This is a genomic window from Neisseria arctica (assembly GCF_022870905.1).
In the GTDB taxonomy this organism is placed as follows: Bacteria; Pseudomonadota; Gammaproteobacteria; order Burkholderiales; family Neisseriaceae; genus Neisseria; species Neisseria arctica.
Map to the genome: position 1 here is coordinate 1,025,915 of NZ_CP091510.1, position 11,931 is coordinate 1,037,845.

General features: G+C 44.9%; 9 protein-coding genes. 5 read left to right on the forward strand and 4 right to left on the reverse strand.

The window, feature by feature from the left end:
* The first annotated feature begins 269 nt into the window (after positions 1-269).
* Positions 270-2,660 (forward strand): phosphoenolpyruvate synthase, encoded by a 2,391-nt coding sequence (gene ppsA / locus LVJ86_RS04655; protein WP_047761631.1) that lies wholly within the window; start codon positions 270-272, stop codon positions 2,658-2,660.
* Between the two features lie 149 nt (positions 2,661-2,809).
* Positions 2,810-3,580, forward strand: a complete 771-nt coding sequence (locus tag LVJ86_RS04660; protein WP_047761632.1) for a formate/nitrite transporter family protein — start codon at positions 2,810-2,812, stop codon at positions 3,578-3,580.
* Positions 3,581-3,725: 145 nt separating this feature from the next.
* On the opposite strand, the gene LVJ86_RS04665 is transcribed toward LVJ86_RS04660, so the two are convergent.
* From LVJ86_RS04665 to LVJ86_RS04680, 4 genes are all read right to left on the reverse strand, one after another.
* Complete coding sequence (locus tag LVJ86_RS04665; RefSeq protein ID WP_047761633.1) at positions 3,726-4,703, reverse strand: class 1 fructose-bisphosphatase; 978 nt, start codon at positions 4,701-4,703, stop codon at positions 3,726-3,728.
* The gene (locus LVJ86_RS04670; protein ID WP_047761634.1) at positions 4,700-5,089 is read right to left on the reverse strand and encodes a hypothetical protein; all 390 of its coding nucleotides are present in this window, start codon (positions 5,087-5,089) and stop codon (positions 4,700-4,702) included. Before LVJ86_RS04670 ends, LVJ86_RS04665 begins: the two co-directional genes overlap by 4 nt.
* Positions 5,090-5,226: 137 nt before the next feature.
* Positions 5,227-5,670 carry a hypothetical protein gene (locus LVJ86_RS04675; RefSeq protein ID WP_047761635.1) on the reverse strand — a complete coding sequence of 148 codons (444 nt, stop codon included), beginning with the start codon at positions 5,668-5,670 and terminating at the stop codon, positions 5,227-5,229.
* 143 nt (positions 5,671-5,813) lie between these two features.
* Complete coding sequence (locus LVJ86_RS04680) at positions 5,814-6,659, reverse strand: 23S rRNA (adenine(2030)-N(6))-methyltransferase RlmJ (protein ID WP_047761636.1); 846 nt, start codon at positions 6,657-6,659, stop codon at positions 5,814-5,816.
* Positions 6,660-6,800: 141 nt separating this feature from the next.
* Here LVJ86_RS04680 and LVJ86_RS04685 point away from each other — a divergent pair, with 141 nt between their 5' ends.
* The 3 genes from LVJ86_RS04685 to lepB all read left to right on the forward strand — a co-directional run bounded on the left by LVJ86_RS04685 (position 6,801) and on the right by lepB (position 11,646).
* Complete coding sequence (locus LVJ86_RS04685; RefSeq protein WP_047761637.1) at positions 6,801-8,648, forward strand: SurA N-terminal domain-containing protein; 1,848 nt, start codon at positions 6,801-6,803, stop codon at positions 8,646-8,648.
* A gap of 220 nt (positions 8,649-8,868) precedes the next feature.
* Positions 8,869-10,662 carry a translation elongation factor 4 gene (gene lepA / locus LVJ86_RS04690; protein WP_047761638.1) on the forward strand — a complete coding sequence of 598 codons (1,794 nt, stop codon included), beginning with the start codon at positions 8,869-8,871 and terminating at the stop codon, positions 10,660-10,662.
* A gap of 3 nt (positions 10,663-10,665) precedes the next feature.
* Positions 10,666-11,646, forward strand: coding sequence for a signal peptidase I (gene lepB / locus LVJ86_RS04695; RefSeq protein WP_047761658.1), 981 nt, complete (start codon positions 10,666-10,668; stop codon positions 11,644-11,646).
* Positions 11,647-11,931: the final 285 nt, after the last annotated feature.

An 11,931-nucleotide genomic window follows, 5' to 3' on the forward strand; every position in this document is an offset into this window, starting at 1 on the left:
TTTGGTATAAAATTGCAGAAATAAAACTTCATGTTATGCGGGGATAATTGTTAATTTATTCCGAAAGTCCTAATTTAACGGTGTTTAACATAGAAAAGTCGGTTATTGTAGTAGAGTTTCATTTAACTACAAATGCGAAAAGCCGCAATTTTAAAAGCCCGAAGGCTGATTCCGCAGCAAAGAAAAAGCATGACAGTCGGCAAGGGAATTAGGTAGAATAGCCGCGCATAATTCATTTCTTTTTTAACTGACATAACCTTGGATGAAAAATGTCTGCAAATTACGTTATCTGGTTTGAAAATCTACGCATGACCGATGTGGAAAGCGTAGGTGGTAAAAACGCCTCACTGGGCGAAATGATCAGTCAGCTTACCGAAAAAGGTGTGCGTGTGCCGGGCGGCTTTGCTACAACGGCTGATGCATATCGCGCATTCTTGGCACATAACGGCTTGAACGAACGTATTTCAGCAGCACTGGCTACGTTGGATGTTGAAGACGTGGCGGAGCTGGCGCGGGTAGGCAAACAAATCCGTGAATGGATTTTGGAAACACCTTTCCCCGAACAGTTGGATGCCGATATTCAAACCGCTTGGGAAAAAATGGTGGCTGAAGCAGGCACCGATCAGATTTCGGTTGCCGTCCGCTCTTCTGCAACAGCTGAAGACTTACCGGATGCTTCGTTTGCCGGCCAGCAGGAAACTTTTTTGAATATCAATGGTTTGGAAAACGTTAAAGAAGCGATGAAGCATGTATTCGCCTCTTTGTATAACGACCGCGCTATTTCTTACCGTGTGCATAAAGGTTTCGCACACGATGTTGTAGCATTGTCCGCCGGCGTTCAACGCATGGTTCGTTCCGACAGCGGCGCGGCCGGCGTGATGTTCTCCATCGATACCGAAAGCGGCTTCGACCAAGTGGTATTTGTTACCTCTTCTTACGGTTTGGGCGAAACAGTAGTTCAAGGTGCGGTTAATCCTGATGAATTTTATGTTCACAAGCCGACTTTGCAGGCTGGAAAACCTGCTATTTTGCGTAAAACCCTCGGTTCTAAACTCATCAAAATGACCTTTACCGACCAGGCTCAAGCCGGTAAGTCGGTTCAAGTGGTTGATGTGCCGGAGAACGAGCGTAAGCAGTTCTCGATTTCGGACGAAGAAATTACCGAGTTGGCAAAATATGCGGTGATTATCGAGCAGCATTACGGCCGTCCGATGGATATTGAATGGGGTCGTGATGGTGTAGACGGTAAACTGTATATCTTGCAGGCGCGTCCGGAGACTGTGAAGTCGCAAGAAACAGGTGGTCGCAGCTTACGCCGCTACCGTATTGATCAAAAATCAACCGTATTGTGCGAAGGTCGTGCAATCGGCCAAAAAGTTGGCCAAGGCGTAGTACGTTTGGTAAAAGACGCTTCTGAGATGGAAACCGTAAAACCCGGCGACGTGTTGGTTACCGATATGACTGACCCGGATTGGGAACCTGTTATGAAGCGTGCGGCTGCGATTGTTACAAACCGCGGCGGCCGCACCTGTCACGCTGCGATTATCGCCCGCGAGCTCGGTATTCCGGCTGTCGTAGGTTGCGGTAACGCAACTGAGGTATTGTCTGAAGGCCAAGAAGTTACTGTATCTTGTGCCGAAGGTGATACGGGTTTGATTTACGAAGGTTTACTGAATGTAGAAGTAAACGATGTGGCTTTGGATAATATGCCCAAATCACCCGTTAAGATTATGATGAACGTGGGTAATCCCGAGCTGGCATTCTCGTTTGCAAGTTTGCCTAGTGAAGGTATCGGTTTGGCACGTATGGAATTCATTATCAACCGCCAAATCGGTATCCATCCGAAAGCTTTGTTGGAGTTTGACAAACAAGACGAGGATTTGAAAGCGGAAATCAGCGAGCGTATCGCAGGCTACGCCTCACCGGTATCATTCTTCGTTGACAAGATTGCCGAAGGTGTTTCTACTTTGGCCGCTTCCGTATACCCGCGTAAAGTTATCGTACGTATGTCTGATTTCAAATCAAACGAATATGCCGGTTTGATTGGCGGTAATTTGTACGAACCTCATGAAGAAAATCCGATGCTGGGCTTCCGCGGTGCGGCTCGTTATGTGTCGGAAGACTTCAAAGACTGCTTTGCTTTGGAATGCCAAGCATTGAAACGTGTTCGCGACGATATGGGCTTAACCAACGTGGAAATCATGATTCCGTTTGTCCGTACGCTCAGCGAAGCCGAACAGGTTGTTAAAGCATTGAAAGAGAACGGCCTGGAGCGCGGCAAAAACGGTCTGCGCTTGATTATGATGTGCGAAGTGCCGAGTAATGCTTTACTTGCCGAGCAGTTCTTGCAATATTTCGATGGCTTCTCTATCGGTTCGAACGATATGACCCAGCTGACCTTAGGCCTGGACCGCGATAGCGGTGGTCCTATTGCAAGCACATTCGACGAGCGTAATGCCGCTGTTAAAGTAATGTTGCACTTGGCTATTTCGGCTTGCCGCAAGCACAATAAATATGTGGGTATTTGTGGCCAAGGTCCTTCGGATCATCCTGACTTTGCCAAATGGTTGGTTGAGGAAGGAATTGATACCGTATCTCTGAATCCGGATACCGTGATTGAAACCTGGTTGTATTTGGCAAAAGAAGTAGCTGCTAAATAAATGTGAAGGGTGAATCATCAACCCAAAAAACGCCGTATTTTTAGGATACGGCGTTTTTTATTTGCAGGAATGTTTTTTGCTTTAAATCAGAAGGCCGTCTGAAATTTGCTTTACAATCCCGTTTTCATAATAGCTTTTTTCAACAAAATATGTCTGATCTTTCTCCGCATGAAATTTTTAAGATAACTCTGGAAAAAGGTGTTGCCAAAACATCAGAGTGTATCGATACATTGACAGTTTTAGGCTTTCTCGGCGGGGCATTTATTTCTATCGGTTATTTGGCTTATATTCGTGTGACGGGAGTGATACCGGCGGAGTGGGATGGATTGGCCGCATTTTTAGGCGCCGCTGTTTTCCCCATTGGTTTGATTTGCATTTTGATTGGCGGTGCGGAACTGATTACGGGCAACATGATGGTTTTACCTGCCGCATGGCTATCTCGTCGTATTTCTATGGAGCAATTGTTGCGGAACTGGTTGTGGGTGAGCGTGGCAAACTTGGTGGGTGCTATGTTTGTAGCATGGTTTTTCGGGCATTATGTTGGTTTGACGGAGGGGGCTGTTTGGCATAAAACTTTATCGGCGGCTCAAAGTAAAGTAGATGCCGGCTTCGGTAGGGCCTTGGTTTCGGGTATCGGTTGTAATTGGTTGGTCGGTATGGGCGTATGGCTATGCTACGGTGCAAAATCATTTGCCGGTAAAATTCTCGGAATTTGGTTTCCGGTGATGATTTTCGTATTAGTCGGTTTTCAACACGTTGTGGCCAATATGTTTGTCATTCCTGCTGCGATTTGGGGAGGAGCGGGTATTGGATGGGATCAGTTTGCTTACAATATGCTTGCGGTGTATGTAGGTAATGCCATTGGCGGAGCGATTTTTGTGGCAGGAGCATATTGGTATGCCTACCGGAATAAAATTTAGAAGAGAGTTGGTTTGCCCTTAGGATTATTGATGTATTTTAAAGTGATATGGCTAACAACCAAAACCAAATGTTATTTAGCAATGAAAAGGCCGTCTGAATTTTTCAGACGGCCTTTTCATTGCTAATAATTTGATTATTTGAGGATTATGTAGATTGGTGCAAACGGTGTACGTATTCTACTTCTTCACGGCTGCCCATGATAACCGATACGCGTTGGTGTAAGCCCTGAGGTTTGATATCCAGCATATTTTCGATGGCATTGCCGGAAGCGCCTCCTGCCTGCTCGAAAATCAGACTTAAAGGATTCGCTTCGTACATCAAGCGTAATTTACCTGGTTTTTGCGGATCACGGGCGTCTTGCGGGTACATGAATACGCCGCCGCGCATCAAAATGCGGTGGATTTCGGCCACCATGGAAGCTACCCAACGCATATTGTAGTTTTTACTACGTATCCCTGTGTCACCGGCTAACAGCTCTGCAATATATTGTTGCATAGGGGGGAACCAGTGGCGTTGGTTAGACATATTGATAGCGAATTCTTTGGTTTGTGCAGGTATTGAAGGGTTTTCCAGTGTTTTGATAAAGGCGTTATTCTGATCTAGCGTGAAAACGAATACACCGTGTTTTAAGGTGAAAACCAATTGTGTTTGAGGGCCGTATAGAACATAGCCACTGGCTACTTGATCGCGGCCTTTTTGTAGGAAAGATTCTGTATTCAGTTCGCCTTCGGGTTTGGCCAAAATAGAAAAAATAGTGCCGACCGAAATGTTGACATCGATGTTGGATGAACCGTCTAACGGGTCGAACAGTACCAGATAGCCGCCTGAGTCATTGCATGCAACGAATGTATCTTCTTCTTCACTGGCAATACCGGCTACATTATTGTCAGATTTTAGTGTCTGAATGAGTAAATCGTTGGCGATGACGTCTAGTTTTTTTTGGTTCTCGCCTTGGACATTGCCGCTTCCGGCTTCGCCCAACACACCGGCCAGTGCGCCCAACCGTACTTGGCTGTTAATATCAATACAGGCAGTTACGACCGACTGCAATACAGAGCCTAGCTCTTTAGGCAAATTGTTCGCTTGTAAATGTTGTGGGAGGAATTCGGCTAAAGTAATCATTGGTTTCTCTCTGTTTCAAATGATTTTGAATTGGTATTTGGGTGTGCGCCGCTTTTTTGATATACGCTGCTGAAGCAGGAGCTGGCGGCTTCGATTAATTTGGCTCTTGCTTCTTCACTGATGCTGCCGGTAACGGCTTGTGCAATTTCAGTTGCAGTTAATTTTTCATAGGCATTTTCTGCCGAACATTCGCAGATTTTTTGGATTGGCTCGGTATTTCGTAATGCTGCAGGTGCGGCTGCAACACATTCTTGGGTAGATGCCGCAATAAATTTACTGCGGAAGGTATGGCTGAAAGATTGTTTGGCCTGCTCTTGTTCTTTAGTGCAAGCTCCTAGAAGGAGTGGCAATAAGAGAGTAGGCAAACATAAGAAGCGGGCAAGCATATATCGTACCAAAAAGTAAGTTTGCGGTTATATTGTCGTATAGTGTAATCGAAAGTGTTTGGGCTTGCATGTCTTTAAAAGATATCTATTAATATTGTCCTTGTTTGACAATATCAAGAGGTGATAGTGCTTCTTTCTTAGCTAATGACTGATAGTATTTCTAAGTCTTCATCGAACAAGGAATAAGTTGTTTCAGAATCAAGATTAAATTCACGATTGGGTTGAATATAATTCAAGCGGACTTGTGTCATCGCGTAATATTCTGCGGCCATAATGGTATCAACATGGCTTTCATGCCGATAAGCGTCTCGAATAACTGAATCTGTTTCTTCGCCGATAAACAAATCAGAATCGATGGCTGAAATGGCTTCTTTCAAGGCGAACCAATACAACCCATATTCAAGATACCGCTTATTTGCAGCATTATCTATTACACGCTGATAAATGATAGATGCCGCATTTTTAGCGAATTCATCAATAGTAGGTTTTTTGTCTTCAGGGAATTTATTGCTATATGTATCGAACATTTCATTTTTAAATTTTTCTAATTCAGATTGGCTGATTTTATTAATTCCATTCATATTTATATCCTTTTTAACGATATTGGGGAATCTCAACAATCATATCACCAAGATTCCCTAAATCAATTACTTTTTATAGATCGCCAAGCTGATAGTTTGAAGGCCGTTTGAAATATCATGCCTTAAAAATATCTTTAATATTCTTATTTAATTTGGTAATCAAGTTTAAACTGCGCAGTCTGGTCTTGATCCAGAATTTTAACCAGCTCTGGTAGTGTTGTTTTCAATTGTTCAGCCAATATATAAGGCGGGTTGACGATAAACATCCCGCTGCCGTGCATACCGAAACCGTCTGGACGGGGAGCATTTACGTGGAGTTCGGCACAGAGATATTGCTCGGGAGCCAGTTTAACCAATTGCTCGGGTAGTTTTCTGCTCTCTTCGCGTGAAAGACAGGGATACCATACCATGTAACAGCCTTGTGCAAAGCGTTTTAATGCTTCTTGCAGGGTATGGGATACACGGCTGTAATCTTGCTTTTCCTCATACGGAGGATCAATCAGTACGACGGCGCGCCGAGTCGGTGGCGGCAGCTGGGCGATAAGTTGCCGGTAGCCGTCGCCTTGGGCAACAGTGCCGCGTCTACCTAATTTGGCTTCGCGCATATTGTTTTGTAAATGGTTGAAGTCGGCAGGATGCAATTCGAATAAGCGGAGTTTGTCGCATGGGCGGGTTAGGGCTTGCGCAAGCCAAGGGGAGCCGCAATAGTAATTGCCTTGAGGTAGGATGGTATCAAGAAAGTTGAGAAAATCTACCAAAAGAGGGTCTGAAGGCTTTGCCTTTTTCAGGCGTTGGATACCTTGTTCGTATTCGCCTACTTTCTGTGCTTCTTTCGAAGCTAAATTATACAGACCGGCGCCGCTGTGGGTATCAATATACCAATAAGGTTTGTCTTTTCGGTTGAAGTAGTCCAACACCAAATAAAGCACGAAATGTTTGAGCATATCTGCATGATTGCCTGCGTGAAAAGCGTGTCGGTAGCTGAGCATGGTAAGTTGGGGCCGTCTGAAAAATAAAGCCGTATTTTACGGGATTACCGCTGCCGATAGAAAGGGGCATGTAAGGGTGATTTATTAAATAAAACGCGTTACAATGCTGGTTTGTTTGAGCTTCGGATTTTAAAAAACATTATGTTTTCAACAGTAGACAAATATAGCGGTGCGGCTAAGGTGCTGCTCGGATTGATTGCGCTGACTTTCGTCGGTTTCGGCGCCAGTACGGTAGCAGCGCCGGGTTCGGACTATATCGTTAAAGTAGGCGATATCAAAATTAGTGCGCAGGCCCTCAACGATGCAATGCAAAATGCGCAAGCCGCAGGCGGCCAGCAGAGCCGGGATGCGGTTTTTCAAGGACTTTTGCAGCGGGCTTATCTAACACAAGGTGCCAAGCTGATGGGCATTGGTGTATCACCGGAGCAGATTAAGCAGATTATCGTTGATGATCCGAGTTTTCACGATGCCTCCGGCAAATTCAGTCAAGCATTGCTGACCCAATATTTGAAACAGCGCAATATGAGCGAGGATCGTTTTGTAGAAGATATTCGGGAGCAGTTTGCTTTGCAGAATATGGTAAATTTGGTTCAAAACGGCGTGTTGGTAAGTGATGCGCAGGCAGCGCAGTTGGTTAATTTATTGCAATCCGAGCGCATTATCCGCTCGGTGACTTTCAGCCCGGAAGCTTTCGCAGCCCGTGTGAAAACTGATGACGTTACGTTAAAAAACTATTACGAAGCCAATAAAAAAGATTATGTGATTCCCCAGGCGGTCAAAATCGAATATGTTGAATTAAACATGAAGGATCTGGCCGATAAGCAAACTGTTAGTGAAGAGGAAATTAAAAAAGCTTTCGAGCAGGAAAAAACTTCAGCTCAACCGCAGCGTGAAGTAGCGCATATTTTCTTTCCGGTAGCACAGGATGCAGACGAAGCAACCCGTAAAGCAGCAGAAGCCGAAGCGGAGAAAGTGCTGGCTCAAGTTAAAGCCAAACCGACCGATTTCGCTGCCCTGGCTAAACAATATTCTAAAGATCCCTCCTCTGCAGACAATGGCGGAAATCTGGGGTATGTGAAAAAAGACGGCGGTTTGGGTGCGGCATTTGAAAACAGCGCATTCTCTTTGCCTAAAGACGAAGTGAGCGGCGTGGTGAAAACCGAATACGGTTACCATATTATCAAGGTTCTGAATATCAAAGACCAAGCTGTTTTGGATGATGAGGAAAAAGCCCGTATAACAGCTGAGTTGAAGCAGCGCAAAGCTTCCCAAGCATTTAACAAAGCCAAAGAAACATTGGCTGAAGAGGCATTCAATAATCCGAATGCTTTAACTGAGGTGGCAAAGAAAACCGGCTTGAAAGTAGCTGCTCCCGACGAATGGTTAAACCGTGAAAACGGCAAAGCGGCAGGAATGCCGGAGGAGTTATTGAAAGTTATTTTCAGTGATGACGTATTAAAGAAAAAACATAATTCCGAGCCGGTAACGGTTAATGAAAATACCGTATGGGTTGTACGTGCCAAGGAGGTGCGTGAAGAAAGCACGGAAAGCTTTGAAAACGCCAAAGCACTGGTCAAGGCGAATTACCTGCGTTCGGAAACAGCCAAACTGGCAGAGGCCGAAGCCAAAAAAATGTTGGTCGACTTGAACAATGGTGAGAAACCTACCTTGGCTTGGTCACCGGTGGTGAAGCAAACAGCGGACGAAGCACGTCGTTCTATGCCGCCCGAAGCATATACTCAATTATTGAAAGCGCGTCCGGTTAACGGCAAGCCGGCTTACGTATTGTTGGAGGGCTTGCCTGCGCCGGTGTTGTTGGAAGTGCAAGCGGTGAATCCACCGGCCGATATTGAGGCGCAATTGCCGCTTGCCCGTCAAATGCTGGCGCAGGGTCAGGCAAACGGTATTTTTGAAAACCTAATGACTTACCTTCAGCGCACGGTGAAACAAAAGCAAGGTGCACAGAAAGTTGCAGAAGGTACGGAATAACGGTCGGTTGATAAAATGCCGTCTGAACAGATTCAGACGGCATTTTTATTGTGCGGCTTAAGTATGGCTGTAATGATATTCGGTCATGGTTTGTATTAGCGGAAAAACAGTTTTTCCGCTAGAATAGTCAGTTATTTATCCTTAATATACTGCTTGTTTTGAAAATGCCCGATGCATTTTCAGGCGGCCTTGATAAAATCTAACGGTTAGAAATAAATACATGAAAAATATCCGTAATTTCTCAATTATTGCTCATATCGACCATGGTAAGTCTACTTTGGCAGACCGCTTTATCCAATATTGCGGCGGCTTGGATTTACGTGAAATGAGCACCCAGGTGCTGGATTCGATGGATATCGAAAAAGAGCGGGGCATTACCATTAAAGCGCAAACCGCAGCCTTAAATTATAAAGCACGTGACGGTCAAACCTATCAGCTTAATCTGATTGACACTCCCGGACACGTTGACTTTTCATACGAGGTATCCCGCTCCCTTTCTGCGTGCGAGGGTGCTTTATTGGTTGTAGATGCATCCCAAGGGGTAGAGGCGCAAACGGTTGCCAATTGCTATACCGCTATTGATTTGGGTGTGGAAGTGGTTCCTGTTTTAAATAAAATCGACTTACCGGCAGCCGATCCCGACCGTGTATCTCAGGAAATCGAAGATATTATCGGTATTGATGCTGTGGGCGCCGTAACCTGCTCGGCTAAGAGCGGTTTGGGCGTGGAGGACGTGCTTGAGGAAATCGTTAAAAAAGTTCCTCCTCCCGAAGGGGATGAAAATGCGCCGCTTCAAGCCATGATTATCGATTCTTGGTTTGATAACTATGTGGGTGTGGTGATGCTTATCCGCATTAAAAACGGTACGTTGAAACTAAAAGACAAAGTCCGTTTTATGAGCACGAAGGCGGAAACCCAAGTAGAACAATTGGGTATCTTTACACCTAAATCAGTGGCTAAATCGGAACTGAAGGCCGGCGAGGTGGGTTTTTTGATTACAGGTATCAAAGAGCTGGGTTCTGCCAAAGTGGGTGATACTGTTACAGCCGTAGCCAATCCTGCGGCAGAACCGTTACCTGGTTTTCAGGAGGTACAATCACAAGTATTCGCGGGCTTGTATCCGGTGGAGAGCCACGATTACGAAGCATTGCGCGATGCTTTGGAGAAACTCCAGCTTAACGATGCTTCGTTAAAATTCGAGCCTGAAGTTTCTCAGGCGTTGGGTTTCGGTTTCCGCTGCGGTTTCCTCGGCCTGCTGCATTTGGAAATTGTACAGGAGCGGTTGGAGCGTGAATTCGATATGGATTTGATTACTACCGCCCCTACGGTAGTCTATGAAGTATTGATGAAAAATGGTGAAAAAATCGAAGTGGAAAACCCTTCGAAGCTACCGGATATCGGCAGCATCGAAACGATTTTCGAGCCGGTAATCACTGCTACTATTTTAGTTCCGCAAGAGTATGTCGGCAACGTGATGACGTTGTGCAACCAAAAGCGCGGCGTACAGGTAAATATGCAGTATTTGGGCCGTCAGGTAATGCTGACTTACGATTTGCCGATGAACGAAGTGGTTATGGACTTTTTCGATAAGCTGAAATCTACTTCGCGCGGTTATGCTTCTTTGGATTACGAATTTAAAGAATTCCAGCCGTCTGATCTGATTAAGTTGGACATTATGGTGAACGGTGAAAAAGTAGATGCGCTGAGTTTAATTGTGCATCGCCAAAGTGCCGTACATCGCGGCCGTGAGTTGGCGGCGAAAATGCGCGAGTTGATTCCGCGCCAAATGTTTGATATTGCCGTTCAGGCTGCCATCGGGAGCCAGATTATCGCCCGTGAAAACGTTAAAGCACTGCGTAAAAACGTATTGGCAAAATGTTACGGCGGTGACATTACGCGTAAGAAAAAACTGTTGGAGAAACAAAAGGCCGGTAAACGCCGTATGAAACAAGTTGGCAATGTGGAGATCCCGCAGTCCGCATTCTTAGCTATTTTACAGGTTGGGGATAAATAAATGATGAGTACGACATTGATCATGGCTGCCGTCGCCGCGTTTGTTGTGGGGTTGATTTTATTTTTCACCAGTAGCAAGCAACGTGAGGCGAACGGAGAATGGAGCGGTGCACTTCAGTGGGGTTATTTGTTGATGATGGTGGGTGTGTTCGGCCTATTGTCATCAGTCATGAGTTTTACCGCCGTATTGCTGATTTTTGTGTTGTTCACCGGTATTATTTGGTTCGTACATAAGCGGCTGCAGCGTAATCCGAAGCATACCGACAGTAATCATTTTACCGATTATATGAGCGGTTTCTTTCCGATTATCCTGATTGTGTTTGTATTGCGTACTTTCGTGGCTGAGCCGTTCCAAATTCCTTCTAGCTCCATGCGTCCGGGTTTGGTAGTGGGCGACTTTATTTTGGTAAACAAATTTTCTTACGGTATCCGCTTGCCGATTGCCAATAATGTTATTGTGCCGGTAGGTGATGTAGAGCGCGGTGATGTCGTAGTATTTAGTTACCCGGAAGATACTAAGATGAACTACATCAAACGTGCGGTCGGTATACCTGGTGATGTAGTCGAATACAAAAATAAAGTTTTGAGTATTAATGGCCAAGCGGTTGAGGATAAGGTTATCGGAACCCGCAGCTATGCAGAAAAAACCAGGCAGGGCATGGTAGAAATCAGTGCGGATGCTTTTCAAGAAAGCATTGGTAGCCATCAGTTTGAAATATTAAAGATGGCTCAAGTACCAAGCTTTTTACCTCAAGGAGTACGTGAAGATTTTGCTTTCAGAAATCAGTGTGAGTATGCCGAAGATGGTTCGTGGTTCCGCTGTACTGTGCCTGAAGGACATTACTTTATGTTGGGTGATAATCGGGACAATAGCGAGGATAGTCGTTATTGGGGATTTGTGAATGATAATTTGATTGTCGGTAAAGCATTTTTCATTTGGATGAATTTTGGTGATATGAGCCGTGTCGGTACCCGTATCGAATGATTTTCCAGATGAACTGATATTAATTAAGTATGGCGGAGCGGCGATACCGTTCCGCTTTTTGCGTTTATAACTGTCAAAATATTAACAATGGGATATTTTTGAAAAATTTTATTAATCAAATCATTTCAATTGGTTGGTATTGGCTTCCTGTTTTATCAGGCCGTCTGAAAAATATTGTTGAATACAGAAAAAGTTACAGAAACTTTTTCTGTCCACGTAGGAAGTATTTTTGAAAAATAGTGATGGTGCGATTGGCAAGGTAATGATTTATCCGTTATTGTATGG